20 protein-coding genes and 2 pseudogenes are annotated in these 16793 nt (G+C 43.4%); 13 read left to right on the top strand and 9 right to left on the bottom strand.

Annotated elements, in window-relative coordinates:
• Positions 1-44: 44 nt before the first annotated feature.
• The 5 genes from HCR01_RS02210 to HCR01_RS02190 all read left to right on the top strand — a co-directional run bounded on the left by HCR01_RS02210 (position 45) and on the right by HCR01_RS02190 (position 3263).
• A complete protein-coding gene (locus tag HCR01_RS02210) occupies positions 45-386 on the top strand; it encodes a hypothetical protein (protein ID WP_193194064.1) in 342 nt (113 codons plus the stop codon).
• 120 nt (positions 387-506) lie between these two features.
• Entirely contained in the window at positions 507-857 is a 351-nt protein-coding gene (locus HCR01_RS02205) for a YtxH domain-containing protein (protein WP_162395257.1), read from the top strand.
• 11 nt (positions 858-868) lie between these two features.
• A complete protein-coding gene (locus HCR01_RS02200; RefSeq protein WP_193194062.1) occupies positions 869-1453 on the top strand; it encodes a DUF948 domain-containing protein in 585 nt (194 codons plus the stop codon).
• A 241-nt stretch (positions 1454-1694) separates the two neighbouring features.
• Positions 1695-2504, top strand: coding sequence for a TPM domain-containing protein (locus HCR01_RS02195; protein WP_193194060.1), 810 nt, complete (start codon positions 1695-1697; stop codon positions 2502-2504).
• Positions 2505-2633: 129 nt separating this feature from the next.
• Complete coding sequence (locus HCR01_RS02190; protein ID WP_193194057.1) at positions 2634-3263, top strand: precorrin-8X methylmutase; 630 nt, start codon at positions 2634-2636, stop codon at positions 3261-3263.
• Positions 3264-3290: 27 nt separating this feature from the next.
• Here HCR01_RS02190 and HCR01_RS02185 read toward each other — a convergent pair whose 3' ends face one another.
• The 4 genes and pseudogenes from HCR01_RS02185 to psaK form a co-directional block, all read right to left on the bottom strand.
• Positions 3291-4046: a phosphate ABC transporter permease gene (locus tag HCR01_RS02185; RefSeq protein ID WP_226889042.1), complete on the bottom strand. Its 756-nt coding sequence runs from the start codon at positions 4044-4046 to the stop codon at positions 3291-3293.
• Between the two features lie 11 nt (positions 4047-4057).
• Complete coding sequence (gene dapB, locus HCR01_RS02180; RefSeq protein ID WP_193194055.1) at positions 4058-4894, bottom strand: 4-hydroxy-tetrahydrodipicolinate reductase; 837 nt, start codon at positions 4892-4894, stop codon at positions 4058-4060.
• Between the two features lie 168 nt (positions 4895-5062).
• Positions 5063-5601 (bottom strand): annotated as a pseudogene (locus HCR01_RS02175) (Uma2 family endonuclease).
• A 123-nt stretch (positions 5602-5724) separates the two neighbouring features.
• Positions 5725-5985, bottom strand: coding sequence for a photosystem I reaction center subunit PsaK (gene psaK / locus HCR01_RS02170; protein WP_193194053.1), 261 nt, complete (start codon positions 5983-5985; stop codon positions 5725-5727).
• A gap of 619 nt (positions 5986-6604) precedes the next feature.
• Between psaK and HCR01_RS02165 the strand changes: the two genes are divergently transcribed.
• Both HCR01_RS02165 and HCR01_RS02160 read left to right on the top strand, forming a co-directional pair.
• Positions 6605-7045, top strand: coding sequence for a SufE family protein (locus HCR01_RS02165; RefSeq protein ID WP_193194052.1), 441 nt, complete (start codon positions 6605-6607; stop codon positions 7043-7045).
• A 55-nt stretch (positions 7046-7100) separates the two neighbouring features.
• Positions 7101-8009, top strand: a complete 909-nt coding sequence (locus HCR01_RS02160; protein ID WP_193194050.1) for an alpha/beta fold hydrolase — start codon at positions 7101-7103, stop codon at positions 8007-8009.
• 132 nt (positions 8010-8141) lie between these two features.
• Here the strand turns inward: HCR01_RS02160 and HCR01_RS02155 are convergent, their stop codons facing one another.
• The 4 genes from HCR01_RS02155 to HCR01_RS02140 form a co-directional block, all read right to left on the bottom strand.
• Positions 8142-8804 carry a DJ-1/PfpI family protein gene (locus HCR01_RS02155; protein WP_193194048.1) on the bottom strand — a complete coding sequence of 221 codons (663 nt, stop codon included), beginning with the start codon at positions 8802-8804 and terminating at the stop codon, positions 8142-8144.
• A gap of 29 nt (positions 8805-8833) precedes the next feature.
• Entirely contained in the window at positions 8834-9418 is a 585-nt protein-coding gene (locus HCR01_RS02150; RefSeq protein WP_193194046.1) for a pyridoxamine 5'-phosphate oxidase family protein, read from the bottom strand.
• Positions 9419-9467: 49 nt separating this feature from the next.
• The gene (locus HCR01_RS02145) at positions 9468-10067 is read right to left on the bottom strand and encodes a glutathione S-transferase family protein (protein ID WP_193194044.1); all 600 of its coding nucleotides are present in this window, start codon (positions 10065-10067) and stop codon (positions 9468-9470) included.
• Positions 10068-10143: 76 nt separating this feature from the next.
• Positions 10144-11001 carry an alpha/beta fold hydrolase gene (locus HCR01_RS02140; protein WP_193194042.1) on the bottom strand — a complete coding sequence of 286 codons (858 nt, stop codon included), beginning with the start codon at positions 10999-11001 and terminating at the stop codon, positions 10144-10146.
• A gap of 109 nt (positions 11002-11110) precedes the next feature.
• Between HCR01_RS02140 and HCR01_RS02135 the strand changes: the two genes are divergently transcribed.
• From HCR01_RS02135 to HCR01_RS02115, 5 genes are all read left to right on the top strand, one after another.
• Entirely contained in the window at positions 11111-11659 is a 549-nt protein-coding gene (locus HCR01_RS02135; RefSeq protein ID WP_193194040.1) for a TetR/AcrR family transcriptional regulator, read from the top strand.
• A 133-nt stretch (positions 11660-11792) separates the two neighbouring features.
• A complete protein-coding gene (locus HCR01_RS02130; RefSeq protein WP_193194038.1) occupies positions 11793-12764 on the top strand; it encodes a CobW family GTP-binding protein in 972 nt (323 codons plus the stop codon).
• Positions 12765-12927: 163 nt separating this feature from the next.
• A complete protein-coding gene (locus HCR01_RS02125) occupies positions 12928-13989 on the top strand; it encodes a WD40 repeat domain-containing protein (protein WP_193194036.1) in 1062 nt (353 codons plus the stop codon).
• Positions 13990-14067: 78 nt separating this feature from the next.
• A complete protein-coding gene (locus HCR01_RS02120) occupies positions 14068-14340 on the top strand; it encodes a hypothetical protein (RefSeq protein ID WP_193194034.1) in 273 nt (90 codons plus the stop codon).
• 610 nt (positions 14341-14950) lie between these two features.
• Complete coding sequence (locus tag HCR01_RS02115) at positions 14951-15943, top strand: metal ABC transporter solute-binding protein, Zn/Mn family (protein WP_193194032.1); 993 nt, start codon at positions 14951-14953, stop codon at positions 15941-15943.
• 346 nt (positions 15944-16289) lie between these two features.
• On the opposite strand, the pseudogene HCR01_RS02110 reads toward HCR01_RS02115, so the two are convergent.
• Positions 16290-16484 (bottom strand): annotated as a pseudogene (locus HCR01_RS02110) (hypothetical protein); the annotation flags it as partial.
• An 84-nt stretch (positions 16485-16568) separates the two neighbouring features.
• Between HCR01_RS02110 and HCR01_RS02105 the strand changes: the two are divergent.
• On the top strand, positions 16569-16727 hold the full coding sequence (locus HCR01_RS02105; protein ID WP_193194030.1) for a hypothetical protein: 159 nt from the start codon (positions 16569-16571) through the stop codon (positions 16725-16727).
• The last annotated feature ends 66 nt before the right edge of the window (positions 16728-16793 follow it).

Raw genomic sequence — 16793 nt, 5'->3', positions numbered from 1 at the left:
GGGTGGGCATTGCAATGCCCACACTTTCAACGCGAACAAATGAAATGGTAATAGTGGTTATCGTAATTAACACTCTAATTTCGCTGATGCTATTCTATGCAGCTTGGCGAGTCTGGCAACTCAAGCGGCAGTTAGCATACATAGCCGATAGGTTAATTGACTATGAACGCTGTAGCCATGCGGCACTGTATAAAGCACCCGAAAATATTTCTCTGAGCCAGCAGAGTATTCATAACTTGCGCCAAGGAAACCAAGGGCTACAGGTGCAAATTCAACAAGTGCGACAAATTATCAGTCTGCTATTTTTAGGACGCCAAGTCTGGCGGCGAAATTTTCCAAGAGTAAAGTTCACATCTGCAAAAAAGACAGTCGCAAAAAGAGTTTAATGAATACAAGCAACATTTCTGGATGATATATTGTCACGATAGGTTAAATGGATAAAATTCTTTGGGTCTTGCAAGGAGAGAAAACCCACCTAAAATGAGTGTAAGGAGAGAAACAATAAGATGTCTAATAACCGTTCTGGAGTATTTATTGGTGGGTTGATGTTGGGAGCTACCATCGGTGCTTTAACCGGGTTGCTAGCAGCTCCACGCACAGGGCGTGAAACGCGTAAATTATTGAAAAAATCTGCCAATGCTATCCCAGAATTGGCAGAAGATTTATCAACAAGTGTACAAATCCAGGCAGATCGTCTTTCTGCTAGCGCACTACGAAACTGGGATGATACTTTAGATAGATTACGGGAAGCGATCGCAGCTGGTGTAGATGCCAGTCAGCGAGAAAGCCAAGTCTTAAAACGGCAAACAGCTGTAGAAGACTCAGATCCGGTTCCCCAGCAATTAGAACGCTCATAGATGGCATAACTGTGATTGATCCCCTGTTTTGGTTGGGACTGTCTATTCTCTTAGTCGCTACCAGTTTGACTGCGGTTTTGGTAGCGGCGATACCAGCTTTGCAGGAGCTAGCACGCGCTGCTCGCAGTGCAGAAAAGCTATTTGATACCCTCTCACGAGAATTACCACCTACTCTAGACGCTATCCGTATGACTGGCTTAGAAATCACTGACTTGACCGATGATGTCAGTGAAGGTGTCAAAAGCGCCGGTCAAGTCGTTAAACAAGTTGATCAAAGCCTCGATAGTGCAAAAAAACAAGCTCAAAATCTGCAAGTAGGCACACGCAGCGTCTTTGTTGGCATCAAAGCAGCATGGAAAAATTTCACGCGTCAAAAACCTGCGAGGCGAACAGTAGAACGTCTGCCAATTAATGAGAAACCACCGCTAACGTTGCGCGAACGAGAAGCACTCAGACAAGAAAATCGCCGGACAAAAGCAGAAGCGTACCGCACTGAGGACGGTTTCAATGAAGCTGCTAGCTGGGAAACTAATTTTGAAGATGAAGATTTACTTTCCAAGTCCATAGCCTCTGACGATTGGTATAACCAAGACTAGAAAAGCATCAAAGGGATTTGGACTGGCGACTGGATATTTGGTGTAGAGAAAACTGTTTCCTAATTTTTAATCCCTAATCGCCAGTCCCCAGCCCCCAATTCCTAGCCCCCTAATCCCCAGTCCTTTGCTTTGATCCCTTAGATTAGAGTAAAGTAAACAAGTGTAAAGAAGTATCACTTTTCCATTACTCTTTTAAAACAACTTGTTCACTTCTACTGTTGATATTTGTATAAAAACGTCCATGCAGTCTTGTTTTTGGCGACGAATCCTGGTATCTATTGCGGTATTTTTCCTGGCTGGGTCAATTTGGGTCATGCATTCTTCCCCAGCTCTTGCGTATGACAATCCTGAATTACTACCTAACACCTTTACCCCAGTTGTAGACTTAGCTAAAACTCTTCCTGAGTTGCAAGAAGAAAAGCTTGTCACAGATTTAGAGCAATTTGAAGCTGATACTGGCTGGAAATTACGAGTATTGACCCAGTATGACCGTACTCCAGGGCGGGCAGTCATCAAATATTGGAGTTTAGATGATAAAAGTATTTTATTAGTTGCCGATTCTCGTGGCGGTAACATCCTCAGCTTTAGTGTTGGTGATGCTGTTTATAAACTTTTACCTCGGACTTTCTGGATAGAACTGCAAACCCGCTTTGGTAATTTGTACTTTGTACGTGAACAAGGCGAAGACCAAGCCATTCTCCAAGCCCTAGAATCGGTTAAAGGCTGTTTATTAAAGGGTGGTTGCAATGTTGTTCCTGGACTACCACGAGAGCAGTGGATTCTCACCTTGATTACCTCAATCATTGGTGGGGTAATTTGTGGATTTGCAGCTCAACCTCACCGCGAAGGACAAGTTTTTGCTTGGCAATGGGCTTTAATCTTCTCTCCTTTATGGGGAATATTATTCATTGCCTTCGGGATTGGGCCAGTAGTGACGCGCACGAGTGAATGGTTGCCTCTAGTTCGCAATATCGCCGGTTTTCTGATTGGCGTTTTAGTTGCGTACCTATCTCCTATTTTCAGTCGGCCTTCTTCTAGTCCTGAGTCCTGAGTCTTGTTAGCGGTAGCGGGGCGTTTAGCCCGTCCTGAGTCCTGAGTAAAAATAAAATAAAAATACTCAGTACTCAGTGTTCTCTGAAGCTGATAAGCTGAAAGCTGATATCTGAGAAGCTCAACAACAATGGAATGGCACGTAACTGATGCTCAAAGTTTAGCAATCATTGATAGTGAAATTGGTGATCATGTTTTTTCACCCGCAGAGTATGAGATTGTCCGGCGGGTAGTATATGCCACAGCAGACTTTGAGTATAAGTCTTTGATTCGCTTTTCTGAGCGTGCCTTGCAAGCTGGTGCAGCAGCATTAGCGGCGCGTACCACAATTGTGGTAGATGTGCCGATGGTACAAGTAGGTATTGCGTACGATATTCAAAATACCTTTGCCAATCCGGTGTATTGCAGTATGGAAGCCTTGACGCGCCCCCAAAAAGAAAAAACTCGTACAGCGTGGGGAATAGAAACCCTAGCTAAGCGTTATCCAGAGGGCATTTTTGTCGTAGGTCAAGCACAAACAGCACTAACAACATTGGTTGATTTAATTGAAGCTGAAGAAATTAGACCCGCTTTGATAATTGCTACTCCAGTGGGTTTTGTGAATGTGGATGCTGCCAAAGCCTGCTTACAAGATTCTCTAGTACCTCACATTACAATAGACAGTCGCAAAGGCAATGCAGTTGTAGCAGCCGCAATCCTTGATGGATTAGTAGACTTGGCTTGGCAAGCCTATGGACAAGATGGACATGGAGGAAATTGAAAAAGAGAGTAGGGGAGCAAAAGAGAATTAATATCTGTAATCTTCTCCACTCCCCTGCTCCTCTGCTCCTCTGCTCCTCCGCCCCTCTGCCCCTCCACTCGTCCGCCCCTCTGAGCGCCGCCGCCGCGGTCTTTCCTGTTGGTCTTCACGTAAGCGGCGACCGACTTCATTAAAGAAATCTCTTCGCAGATAAGGATAGTCGCTGACCCAGAGGTTGCGATTGGGAAAGTATATATCGCTGAATTCTTCAATGCTGCTCAAATCTGCGCGATTTGACATTAACACCATTTCTGCAATTTGACCGCGAGCAATGGCTTTGTGGGCAGGACGCAGCGGTGCCATAAACTCAATGCTAAATCCTGTGTCATCACCTATTTCTAAGTTAATCTGTTTTTCTCGATTTTCGACAATCACCAATTCGCCTTTACTGTTGACGGTTTCTTGTTTACCAATCAACTGGTCTGTAATCCACCAATCCAGTACTCGACCACGAAAAAAGCCGCTGTACTTGTAACGCCGGCATTGTATATTCCGCATACTTGCCTGAAATACTGGATACCACAACCAAAAAAAAGCGCTAATTACCCCCAACACAAATACTATTGAACCAAACTCAAGCCTGAACAAAGCTTTCACAAGTAGAATAACAACTACAGAAACTACAGAAATTAACAGCCGTTGCAAAAAATTTGAAAACTTCCCCCAGTAGTACTTGTACTGTAGACCAGTAGCAATCAGGGGGACGAGTTGTTCAAATTTCTGGCGAGTCAGTGGAACAAGCATTAGTGCTAAGTTTAGAGGATCTTTTCTAATCCATATACTAACGACTTTAGCGCCAAGACTTTGCGAATTGCCAATAGCACTCCTGGCATATAGCAAGCGCGATCGCTCGTGTCATGTCGTAAAGTATAAATCTGACCGGCTGCGCCAAAAATTACTTCCTGATGGGCAACCAATCCTGGCAAGCGCACGCTATGAATCCGAATGCCTTCGTTTGCCTGACTACCTCTGGCTCCTGGTAATTTCTCCGTCTCTTCCACAAGAGGCTGGTTAAAAGTTTTACCCAACTCTCCTAATAACTGCGCTGTTTGAATCGCTGTACCACTGGGAGCATCTGCTTTTTGATTGTGATGCAGTTCGATAATTTCCACATGGTCAAAATATTGCGAGGCTGCAACTGCTGCTTGTTGCAACAACACCATTCCAATAGAGAAGTTAGGAATAATTAGGCATCCGGTACTAGCTTTATCGGCAAAGTCTGCCAAATCTTGAATTTGTTCGGGACTTAACCCTGTCGTGCCAACAACCGGACGAATCCCGTAGGCGATCGCACTGCGAATATTGTCATACACTGAATCAGGATGGGTAAAGTCTACAATCACCCCCGGCGGAGACTGTCTATCGCCAGCCACATACCCTAACATCGGTTCTAATTGATTGGTAATCGGCACTTCCAGTGGTTCGCTTAAACCTGCCAATTCTCCAGCGTCTTTATCTTGATGTTCCACACTGTGGTCAATTGCACCCACTAGGTTCAAGTCAGGTGCTTGCGCTACCGCTTTTACTACTTCACGTCCCATTTTGCCAGCAGCACCGTTGACAATAACCGGGATAGGAGCTTGATTCGTCATAGATTGAGAAATACTTTTTGAGTCAACAAGGGAATTGTAGAGACTTTGGTGATCTAGTGGCTAGTTCTTCAAATCTCTGGTTCAATTCCGACTGCTCTTAGTTGTGCAGCTAATTGTGCAGTTTTTCCACTCTCCAAAGCAAGAGTTTACTCTACTGAGTACGGTGAACTACTCAAATACTGGTGACCACACATCAGAAATTGCTACTTCCCAGCCAGAGAGTAAGTCTTGGAGAGTCAGCACATCACCATCCTGTAATACTCCTTTTTCGCCAGGACGGTAGACTTCCATAGTTCTAGTTTTGGGGTCAATCAAAATTCCGATTTTGGTACCTAGGCTAATAAACTCCTGAATCTTCTGGCGAAGTTTATCTAGGGAATCAGTCTTAGACTTGACCTCTACCACTAAGTCAGGAACCAATTCTGCATAGTCTTCCGTGGAACGTTTGAGTCTATCTGCCCGAATAAATGATACATTGGAGCGCGTAAATCTGTGTTAGGCAGTCTGAAGCCAGCACTGGAACCAGCTACACGTCCAAGTTTGCGCGGTCTAACCCAATTCCTCAACAAAGCTGCAAACTCGGTTCCGACTTCTTCGGACTCATAACCTGATGGACTCATGACAACTACGTTCCCGTTAACCAATTCCATGCGATAGTCAGGATAAGCTGCCTGCATTTTCTCCAGGTCTTTGACAGTTAGAGACATAAGACCTCCTGAAACATCTAAATCTATATTGGATTGGCATTTCTAGTAAAAAAAGAGCCAGAAAACTAGTCTGGCTCATAGTTGGAGACAAAAGAATCATCAAATAAAGGTTGATGCTAAAAACTAGATTCTTCCTAAGTTATGTAGCCCTAAGATAATGCCTGTACCTAAGATGTGACCAAAGGCGGTAGTTGCTAATAGTGTAGGTAAACCAAACCGACCAAGTGGATTGGGTAAGGGGAGAGCTGGTTCTGCATCTGGATACTTGATTGTGGATTTGCCAAAGGCAATAGCAGCGAGATTCGCTAGAATCATGATTATCCCAACTGTAGGACTCCATGACAGGGGTGTAGTTGCAGCAGCTAGTAAGGTCGAAGTTAACACCTGATTTGCTCCTGAAATTTATTAATGATTGAAAATATAATCTGAAACTTTCCGAAGCAAATTACCAAAAACTCCTAATTTTGCATCAATATTTAACAGTTATTCTCACTACTTAATACAATCAGTCTCCTGCTGTAGCTTTTTCGCCGCCAGGGGCTAATTAAGTCTTGCTTGCGATCGCTCATTCTGAGAAACTTCTCAAAAATAGGAAAGGCTAACCTCCCATTAGGCAGGTTGGAAACTTGCACGCGCTAAAATAAAGATGTAGTACACCTGAACAAGCAGAACTAGTACCGCTACGCTAAATTCGTAATTGTTATATTGCAAGAGTTTAATTAATTAGGAATATGTGCTTTATTTACGCTGTACTGATGTCTCGCCTAGTCATAATTAAGTAATCAGCCTAATCTTCAGGAAAGATCAGAATTAAGTTTTTGTGATTAGACTAGTTAAAAAACATGACTAATATTAATGCGATCGCATTAATAACCTAAATTTGACATTTCATAGTCAATAACGGCTGTTATGGTTAACTTAGATGCCAAAGTGAAGTGTAAGCGCGATCGCTAAGCAAGATAATTTACACTCAAAGTGATACCGATTAATTGTAGCTTCTGTTATGTCCTCAACTCTAGATTCTTTGCCACCTGCACTCGCTAAAATTGTCCAGCGCTTTCAACGCGCTTCCGAACCCAAGCGACGCTACGAACAGCTAATCTGGTATGCTCAGAAGCTCAATGAGTTTCCAGAAGCGGATAAACTACCTGAAAATAAAGTTCCTGGTTGCGTTTCTCAAGTTTACGTCACAGCATCATTGAATGATGGCAAAGTTGCGTTTCAGGGCGACTCTGATTCCCAGTTAACCAAAGGATTAGTAGGGCTGTTGGTTGAAGGATTAGATGGACTAACTCCCACCGAAATTGTGCAACTAACTCCAGATTTTATTCAAGCAACAGGTTTAAATGTTAGCCTAACACCTTCCCGTGCTAATGGTTTTTATAACATTTTTAAAACCATGCAAAAAAAAGCTTTGGAATGTAAGTTAGATCTGCCAAACTAAGCTTATTTAGTTAATACTGTCATTGGTCATTAATAAAATAACAAAATTTAATCTGATGTCTACCAACTTATTATCAACTTCTGATGCTGTTGGCTTTGGTGGAGCAGTTCAAGAATATCTCTGGAATTGGGACAATCAGCAATTGCGCGTTGTTTATGAAACTCTTGGCAAAGGTTCACCACTATTGCTACTCCCAGCTTTCAGCACTGTTTCCACACGTTTAGAAATGGGTGAACTTGCCAGGTTACTAGCTCCCCATTTTCAAGTTACAGCGGTTGATTGGCCTGGTTTTGGGGAATCTTCTCGACCTAGTTTAGACTATAGCCCAACTTTATATCACCGATTTTTGGCAAATTTTGTCAAATCTGTGTTTAATACAGCTATTACAGTAGTTGCTGCTGGTCATGCTGCTGGTTACGTGTTGCAACTAGCTCAGAGAGAGCCTGCTGTTTTCTCGCGGATTGCGTTGGTAGCTCCCACTTGGCGGGGCCCCTTGCCAACAATGGGGGCAACTCAGCAGATAGCTGGTATGGTAAAAGAATTAGTGCGATCGCCTATTCTCGGTCAAGCTCTCTACAAACTCAATACCACTCCATCTTTTTTAAGTTTTATGTACCGCCGCCACGTCTTTACCGACGCGGCTAAACTTACACCCAACTTCATCGAAAAGAAATGGCACACAACTCAACAACCAGGAGCACGATTTGCTTCTGCTGCCTTTGTGACTGGTAATCTAGATGCTGTACACGAGCAATCTGATTTTCTGGCACTTGTGCGATCGTTATCCGTACCACTCATAATAGTAATTGGAGAATCTAGCCCTCCCAAATCACAAGCAGAAATGGAAGCTTTAGCAGCGTTACCAGGAGTTAAGAGCGTGGTAATTCCTGGTTCCTTGGGAATGCATGAAGAATACCCAGCAGAGGTTTTAGAAGCAGTTCAAGATTTTTTATTCTCTGCATAAAATTGGATTTTCACGCCAAGAGACAAAATCCTTGATCAGCAAAATTTAGATCACTGAGAACCTCCTGGGCATAAAACTCTACAGCCGTGCCGTAAGAGTTATTTAGCAAGGGAAAGCTTTTGTAGCTGTAAACTAAGCAGACACTTCAACGTCTTGCTTATACATTGCATATGCTTGATGATACTCCATCGTGCGAGCAACTTCAGTAATAAATTGGTCATCGTATCCCGCTCGTTGCAACAGATAAAATCCTAGCTCCATTCCCGAACTGATACCTCCTGCTGTAACAATCCGACCCGCATCCACTACCCGCGCACGACTCACCCGACACGCAGGTGCGATTTCTGCTAGGCGATCAATAGGAATCTTACCCATTGAAGAAGCTTCAAGTCGATCTGGCTCTTTACGATTAGTAGCAGCTAAACCATTCAGCAATCCCATCTTGCCGTAAATCCAAGAACCTGTACACACACTTGTTAACAGGCATGATTCAAGCAAAGAATCAATGAATGTGTGTAAATTGCGGTTGTGTAGTTCTTGGCGTGTACCAAATCCCCCCGGAATTAAGAAAGCATCCATTGCAGGCTTATCGTTAAATGAATAGTTTGGCAGAACGGTAAATCCTGCCTGAGTTTGAACAGGACGCATACTTTCTGCAACCAGAAACACATCAAGTTCTGGATCAAAACGGCGAGCAACGGAAAATACTCCGTAGGGAGATGCAAAATCAATGACTTCAGCATCTTTGAAAACGTAAATGCCCAAGCGAAACCCGGCAATGCGATGAGTTGACATGAGGTAATCTCTTGTGTGAATTGTTGATATCATTGAGCGGCGATAAGTTTTTCTAATTCAGTGATTCTGGCTTGCAATGCCGCAACTTCCTGTTCGGAATAGCGGATAGGGATGTGTTGCGGACAGTTCCAATTCCAGGCTTCAATTTGAAACAGAATCACTCGTTCAATCTCCGCTTCATAGTTGGGAACCTTCAAGCGTTCTATTAGTTGGTCATCTTTCTCTACATACCTAGCTCGTCCCCAAATTTTCAGCCGTTTGCGATGGCGATAATCCATTAAAAATAAGAAGGCTTTGTCGTTCTCTGAAAGATTGCCAACAGAGACATACTGAACATTTCCTTTATAGTCAGCAAACCCCAAGGTCTTGTCATCTAATGCTTTTAAAAAACCAGATTGTCCACCGCGAAACTGAATGTAAGGATAGCCATTAGAACTGACAGTTCCCAAGTAGAAACCATCTATTTGAGCAATAAATTCTTCAATTTCGGGCGTGATAGTATCGTTATCGGGGCCATTTTGTTCAAATCGGGCGTAGGTCTGTCGAGAACCACGTTGTTCTTGAGCTGCTTTGACGGCAGGAGTGAAGGCGAGTTGTGTAAATTTACGTGGCATAACTTCATCACATTAGATAATAATATGAGTCGAGCCAAGAGAGCATTTTCTAGAGCTTTACCATAGGGATGTAACCTGGTAATTGTTCGATTCGAGCAATCCACTGTTGGATGTGAGGATAGGGGTCAAGGGCAATTTTCCCGTCGGGTGACAGAGCAACGTAGGGGAAGACCGCCACGTCTGCGATGGTTGGTCGCTCGAACTCTAACCATTGGCGATCGCTCAAATGTTGATCAAGTTGCGTAAGAATGAATTCTGCTTTCTGGCTAGCTCGGTCGATATTGATACTCGTGGCGTTGAACAAGTAATACAGACGAGCAGATTCAGGGCCCTGACGGACTTCCCCTGCGGTAGTAGACAACCAGCGCACAATCTGGCTGAGGGACACCGCATCTAAAGGAAGCCACTGGTCGCCGCCATAGCAACGAGCCAAATAAACCAAAATCGCTTGAGCGTCTACAACAGTTGTATCGCCATCCACTAGTACAGGAACTTGACCAAAGGAATTGAGCGATAAAAACTCAGGTGATTTATGTTCTCCCTTCATCAAATCGACCTTAATCCACTCATATTCAAGATTTAAAAGTGATAGAAAGAGCCGTACTTTGTGACAGTTGCCAGACAATTCGTGACCGTAGAGTTTAATCATTCTGGTTCTTTTTAGATTTTATTTAGCGATGTTAATGTTAGATTTTTATGTTTTCTACGCTTGATTCCTTATTTTCTCAAACAGTATGAGCAGGAAGAAATCGGCGGATATGATTGGCAATAACATCACCCTCTTCATCAAGGGCAAAATGTCCCGTATCCAATAAATGCACCTCAATGGTTCTCAAATCCCGTGTAAATGCATTGGCCCCTTCGACAGCAAAGAAGGGATCGTTTTTGCCCCAAACAACTAGTGTTGGTGGTTGATGCTGACGAAAATACTGATGCCATTCGGGATAGCGTTCCAAATTTTTGCGGTAGTTGTAGAACAGTTCAAGCTGTGCGGCTGCATTTTCAGGGCGATTTAGAAAATACTGGTCGAGATTCCAGTTATCGGGGTTGATGTTGCTGCGATCGCGGCTACCTGCCGTATAAAAAAAGACTGTGGTATCGTATTTCAGAAATTCCTGCACTGCCGCTTCCGTTGCTTTTGTTCGTTCCTCCCATAAATCTCGGAATGGTTGCCAAGCATTAGTCAGTCCTTCCTCATACGCGTTTCCATTTTGGACAATCAACGCCTGAATCCACTCTGGATGACGGGTAGCAATCCGAAAACCAATCGGTGCGCCGTAATCTTGAAGATAGAAACTGAAACGATTTAACCTCAATATCTGGAGAAATCGTTCAACTACATCTGCGAGATGATCAAAGCTATATTCAAACTCTTCAACTGATGGACAGTCACTATTACCAAAACTAGGATAGTCAAGTGCAATTAAGTGGAATCTGTCTGAGAGTTCATACATCAGATCGCGGTACATCTGGGATGAAGTGGGAAAACCGTGCAACAGAATAATCGTAGGAAGGTCTTTTGAACCTGCTTGGCGGTAGAAGATATTGAGGTTATCAACTGCAATCGTGTGATAGGTCGCCATAGCTTTTCCCTTTGGAAATTGAGTAAAATATTTGTACCGTTCGTTCGGTTTGCTTTACTGTACCGAACGAACGGTCTGAAGTCAATACGTAAACTTAAAATTGCTTTCCATGCCAAAAGACACATACATTCCATGCCTGCTAAATCTGTTTCGGCAACATGGTTACGATGGAGCGACTCTATCTAAAATTTCTCAACAGACAGGCTTAGGAAAAGCGAGCCTTTATCACCACTTTCCTGGTGGTAAAGACGACATGGTGAATGCCGTGTTAAATTTTCTCGAAAGTTACTTGGAGCAACACATCTTACAGGCGCTTCGCAGTGAAGGAGATGCACTGGCTCGATTGCAGAAAATGTGTGCTCAGTTCAGTGAGCTATATGAAGGTGGGCAACAACCATGCCTGTTCGCCATATTGCTTATGGGTTCGGCACGAGATATCTTTCATACCAAAGTACAAACTTTATTACGCACATGGATTGATGAGATTGCAAGCGTACTGATTGAGGCAGGATTAGACAAATCGCTAGCAAGACAGCGAGGCGAAGATGCTGTCATTGCAATTCAAGGCTCTCTGATTCTGGCGCAAGGCTTAAACGATCTTGCTCCTTTTCAACGTATAGTCAAACAATTACCGCAAGAACTTTGCCGAGATTTGTAAGAATATTTGTCATTTAAACTATGCAATTATTTTACTAAAATCAAAATCAATGCTAAGTTCGCACAAAAATATAAAAAGTCTTATCATGGGTGATAATGATTATCCATAAGGTGAGACAAGAGGCATTTAGAGTATGGTGGCTGACGTAATCACACATTCAGTTCCCGTTACTGTTCTGACTGGCTATTTGGGAGCAGGTAAAACGACTCTACTCAATCACATCCTCACCTACGAACACGGCAAAAAAGTTGCTGTGATTGTTAATGAATTTGGGGAAGTGGGTATTGATAATCAACTGGTTATCGATGCAGATGAAGAAATATTTGAGATGAACAACGGCTGTATCTGTTGTACAGTTCGCGGCGACTTAATTCGCATCATCAACAATTTGATGAAGCGGCGCGATAAGTTTGACCATTTAGTAATAGAAACAACTGGAATAGCTGACCCTGCACCAGTGATTCAGACATTCTTTGTAGATGAAGATATGCAAAGCCAACTGTCTCTAGATGCGGTGGTGACAGTTGTAGATGCCAAGCACATTTGGCAGCACTGGGATGCAGACGAAGCACAAGAGCAGATTGCGTTTGCGGATGTAATTTTACTTAATAAAACTGATTTAGTAGCGCCAGAAGAGTTAGATGAATTAGAAAAGCGGATTCGGGCGATGAATGCGATCGCTAAAATCTACCGTACCCGCAACTCTGAACTAAAAATGGATGCTTTGTTGGGTGTAAAAGCCTTTGACTTAGACCGCGCGTTGGAAATTGATCCGAATTTCTTAGGCGAAGATGCCCACCAACATGATGAAAGCGTTTTTTCTGTGGCGTTAGTAGATAAAGGTGAACTTGATGGGGAAAAATTAAACGCTTGGATTTCTGAGTTACTGCGTACTCAAGGCCCAGATATCTTTCGGATGAAAGGCATTTTAAATATCGCTGGGGAAGATAATCGATTTGTCTTTCAAGGGGTACACATGATATTCGATGGTAGACCCGATCGCCCCTGGAAACCAAGCGAAACCCGCAAAAACGAACTAGTCTTCATCGGTCGCAACCTCGATGCAGACCAACTCAAACAAGATTTCCTCGCCTGTCTAGCATAAAAAAACTAAAGACTCTTAAGAAGGGAAAAAGCTTAAAACGCAAAGTCTGAGCGGAGGCTTCCTCCGATCAGAACTTTGTAAGAGAGGGTAAGGGGATGGTTTTTCCCTTTCCCCCTTACCCCTTTGCCTTTCCCCACTCCTCCACTCCCCCACTTCACAAATTATGAACTCCACAACCAGCAAATCTAAGGAATTTGAAGAACATTATTCGGGGACGCTTTCAGATTATGTAACTGCGATCGCCTGGTCGCCACAAGGAAAAACCCTAGTAGCAACTTCCGCCGCTGGGGAAGTAGTATTGTGGAACGATGGCGATTTGGCAACTCTGCAAACTGGTAACGGTCAATCAGTTGATTGTGTTGCTTTTTCCCCAAACGGAAAATTTTTAGCAGTTGGGGGACAAGATGGACAAGTCAAAATTTGGCAGGACACTGAATTAATCGCCACTTTAAAAAACGCCCCAGCATGGGTTGACAAGCTAGCTTGGAGTCACACTAGTAATCAACTAGCTTTTAGTTTGGGGCGTTACGTGCAAGTGTGGGATGCGGATACTCGTGAGATTGTCGTAACGCTGAATTTTGAAAACTCGTCAGTCTTGGGCATTGATTGGCGCATTGATGGGCAATACCTAGCGATTAGCGGTTATCACGGAGTCAAGATTTGGCACAGTCCAAACTGGGATGAAGAACCATATATCTTGGATATGCCTACTGTCAGTGTCGCTATGGCTTGGTCGCCCGATGGCAAATTTCTGGCTTCTGGGAATATGGATCGTAGTGTCACTGTTTTGGAGTGGAATAACCCCGACCCTTGGGTGATGCGTGGCTTTCCTGGGAAAATTCGCCAACTAGCATGGTCAGAAGTTACTACTAAACTGGGTGCGCCAATACTGGCATCTTCTAGTGTGGAAGGTATTGTAGTGTGGGAGAAGCTAGAGGATGATTCCTTGGGGTGGGAAGCGCGAGTCTTAACTAATCATGTAGGTGTCATCTGTGCGATCGCTTTCGCACCCAACAGTTTCCTTCTTGCTTCCGCTGGTGCTGATGGTTGGTTGTGTTTGTGGAACAAAGCCAAGCAAGTATCCCAAGTGATCACAGGTGTTGCAGCAGGATTTTCCAGTCTGGCTTGGCATCCCCAAGGCAAGTTACTTGCTGCGGGCGGTGAAAATGGCGAATTACTGGTCTGGTCAAGGGTTTCGCGCGGTCAAGGATTCGGGCGAATTTGAGTAATACTTAGTGATCAAGGTTGAAGGTAGCCCATAAATTGGCTATGCTGTATCAACAATAGTATCTATGTGTGAATTATGAATATAGCCAAACTGATTTTGCTTGCCTGTCCTGTATTTCTCGCATCTATACTAGTGGTAGCCAATCCGGCGATCGCATCCAGTCTGAAATCTGTACCTGCTATACAGACTATTACGGTAGCATCTACGCAGCAAATTACTGAATTTACAACACCAAAGTTAGCTCAAGCATCCAATCCGATCATTGAGCAACTTGGATGCAACTGCGGTAATTGCACTCAAGCTAAATTTCAGCGGTTACAAGGCAAGCTGCCATCTGCCAGTTTTTGATAAAGTTACAAGTTATAAATACTGTAAAGGAAAGGTACAGCAATGCTGTGCCTTTATTAATTTCAAATCTCACCCACGCTTCAAATATTTTAATTGTCTTAAAAAAGAATAACTCAGTCTCTTGTGCCAGCGATCGCTCTGTGACGCACGCTTCGTGCCACAAATACTTACTACTGTTCTCCCATAATTTGCTAATTGGTTGTTTTTTTAACTTCCACATGCCCACACGCCCTGAACCTACCGCTACAATTGCCTTAGATTCACGATTCGGCTAGCAAAATCACCTCATATGAACAATACACACCATCATCCTCACATTCCACACTTTAATCGCATAATCCCAGTCAATTTGCGACCTTTGCCAGAAATCACCACAATAGTGTAATTGCTGCTTCAGCAGGCGTTGAGAGAACCGCACTAAACTACTTACCAAAGGCACTAACCCCTGCATCACCCTCTTGCGACCTCTAGTTTTCTAGCCTGCAACGAGAAGCTAACATTTTGCGTAGCACAGACACCTTGGTAGTTGACAGCCTAACCCTGAACCTCTGGTATTTCGCTAAGTAAATATTAATAATGATTATCGTTTTTATGCAATTAGCAGGAGTGGATGATGTCCAACAATCCATTAAGTAATTCCTTACGAGCTGCTCTTGTCGCCTTGACGATTGGATTTTTTGGGTGCGGAAATCAAGCTGCAAGCACCTCATTCACTCAAACCACCACTGAGGTGAACGATAATCTTCCCCGAGTAGTAGCAACGACAACTGTACTGTGTGACTTAACTCAACAGGTTGCTGGGGATACTATTAATCTCACCTGCTTGATGTCTCCTGGTGCAGACCCCCACCTTTATCAACCAAAATCGGAAGATCGTAAAGCCATTGAGCAAGCAAGTCTTATTCTCTATAATGGCTACAATTTTGAACCAGGTTTAATCAAAATAATTAAAGCATCTAAAAACCCTGCGCCGAAAATAGCCGTTGGTCAAGCTGCTGTGCCTAAGCCACAACGACTCCAGAAAGGTAGCAAGAAAGTTACTGATCCTCATCTTTGGCATAATACCAAGAATGCCATCAGGATGGTGGAAGTAATTAATCGCAACCTGGGAAAATTAGAACCAAATGAAGCAAAAAATTATACTAGTAATGCTAGAAAAATCACTAATGAAATAACCCAAATGGATAACTGGATGAAGTCAACAATTGCCAGTATTCCGCCTAAACAACGTAAATTAGTCACAACTCATGATGCAATGGGTTATTATGCCAGAGCGTATGGTCTTTCATTAGCAGGAGCATTGGAAGGTATTAGCACTACGGAAAAACCGACAGATACACGAGTGAAAAATTTAGTTACGGGCATTAAACGGGCTAAAGTACCAACAATTTTTGCAGAGACGACAACTAACTCCAACTTGATTGAGTCTGTAGCTAGAGAGGCAAAAGTGAAAGTTTCTAGCAGAAAATTGTATGCTGATGGACTTGGTGAACCGGGAAGTGATGCAGAAACTTACCAAAAAATGATGGTTGCCAATACACGCACAATTGTAGAAGGGCTAGGAGGGACGTACTTGATGTTTGAAGCCAAAGCTACTAAGTAGCCCAAATAGGGGAGCTAGTGCGTTGCTCTGGTCAAGAGAGTTGTAACAACATAATTCGTAATTTGTGGTTATAACCAGTGTTAGCTCTAAACCCACCACTGTCTTGAAAAGTTTCCTGCGGAGAGAAACCCTCCTGCAGAACTTTTCGCTGATTGAAGATTACCAAATATGCAGACTTGGTGGTAGCTTATATCATGTGCGCTTAATTAATTATAATTTCCGCATCTGTGCAAAAACCGGAAAATCCTCTTTCCCCTGCTACCTGCTTCGGTTGCTGAGCGCAGTCGAAGCACTGCTCCCCTGCGGTCTTAATGATAAGTCTTTCGCCGGACACGATATTACCCATTTAATACGAATTACGTAAAGCCTCCAGCATAGCTACGCTTAGAGCGCAGCGGTGCGTAATACTCTGCTTGATAATAGCGAAGAGAGTTTTCTCACTTGCTATTCTCGCACCTAATAAATTCCGCGCTGTCAGTCCCACTTGCAAAGCAGCTAGTCTGCCCATGAGAAATAATTCGTAACCCGGCCAACGCAGATAAAGCGTAAGAGGTAAGGAGAACTCAAATTTTGGGCGTTGCATAATTGCGAGATAATTTATTTCACGCAGAGAGAAGTTTGTAGATTGCTTTCCGTAGGTGCAGCGGCTACTCTACGGGAACGCCAACGGCGGTTCGCCTTTGGCGCAGAATTTCATTCCCTGATTCAGCAAGCTCTATCAGTCTATAACGAAAGTATTAAATCAAATCTTAGACGTTTTTCGGATGTGGATAGTCAAGTTTAATTCGTATTATGCTGATATTAAGCAAAAAATACACAAATGACAAGATGCAATCAGATAACGGACATG

It is taken from the genome of Nostoc sp. MG11, assembly GCF_014904695.1.
Lineage (GTDB): Bacteria > Cyanobacteriota > Cyanobacteriia > Cyanobacteriales > Nostocaceae > Komarekiella.
Note: the sequence above shows the minus strand (reverse complement) of the source record. Positions and strands in the feature narration are given on the sequence as shown.

Coding starts and splice junctions, on each gene's coding strand:
- HCR01_RS02195 (WP_193194060.1), top strand. CDS start 1,695: ATGCAGTCTTGTTTTTGGCGACGAATCCTGGTATCTATTGCGGTATTT.
- HCR01_RS02155 (WP_193194048.1), bottom strand. CDS start 8,804: ATGTCAACTCATCGCATTGCCGGGTTTCGCTTGGGCATTTACGTTTTC.
- HCR01_RS02115 (WP_193194032.1), top strand. CDS start 14,951: ATGATGTCCAACAATCCATTAAGTAATTCCTTACGAGCTGCTCTTGTC.
- HCR01_RS02125 (WP_193194036.1), top strand. CDS start 12,928: ATGAACTCCACAACCAGCAAATCTAAGGAATTTGAAGAACATTATTCG.
- dapB (WP_193194055.1), bottom strand. CDS start 4,894: ATGACGAATCAAGCTCCTATCCCGGTTATTGTCAACGGTGCTGCTGGC.
- HCR01_RS02150 (WP_193194046.1), bottom strand. CDS start 9,418: ATGCCACGTAAATTTACACAACTCGCCTTCACTCCTGCCGTCAAAGCA.
- HCR01_RS02140 (WP_193194042.1), bottom strand. CDS start 11,001: ATGGCGACCTATCACACGATTGCAGTTGATAACCTCAATATCTTCTAC.
- HCR01_RS02210 (WP_193194064.1), top strand. CDS start 45: ATGGTAATAGTGGTTATCGTAATTAACACTCTAATTTCGCTGATGCTA.
- HCR01_RS02165 (WP_193194052.1), top strand. CDS start 6,605: ATGTCCTCAACTCTAGATTCTTTGCCACCTGCACTCGCTAAAATTGTC.
- HCR01_RS02135 (WP_193194040.1), top strand. CDS start 11,111: ATGCCAAAAGACACATACATTCCATGCCTGCTAAATCTGTTTCGGCAA.
- HCR01_RS02190 (WP_193194057.1), top strand. CDS start 2,634: ATGGAATGGCACGTAACTGATGCTCAAAGTTTAGCAATCATTGATAGT.
- HCR01_RS02145 (WP_193194044.1), bottom strand. CDS start 10,067: ATGATTAAACTCTACGGTCACGAATTGTCTGGCAACTGTCACAAAGTA.
- HCR01_RS02130 (WP_193194038.1), top strand. CDS start 11,793: ATGGTGGCTGACGTAATCACACATTCAGTTCCCGTTACTGTTCTGACT.
- HCR01_RS02120 (WP_193194034.1), top strand. CDS start 14,068: ATGAATATAGCCAAACTGATTTTGCTTGCCTGTCCTGTATTTCTCGCA.
- HCR01_RS02205 (WP_162395257.1), top strand. CDS start 507: ATGTCTAATAACCGTTCTGGAGTATTTATTGGTGGGTTGATGTTGGGA.
- HCR01_RS02160 (WP_193194050.1), top strand. CDS start 7,101: ATGTCTACCAACTTATTATCAACTTCTGATGCTGTTGGCTTTGGTGGA.
- HCR01_RS02185 (WP_226889042.1), bottom strand. CDS start 4,046: ATGCTTGTTCCACTGACTCGCCAGAAATTTGAACAACTCGTCCCCCTG.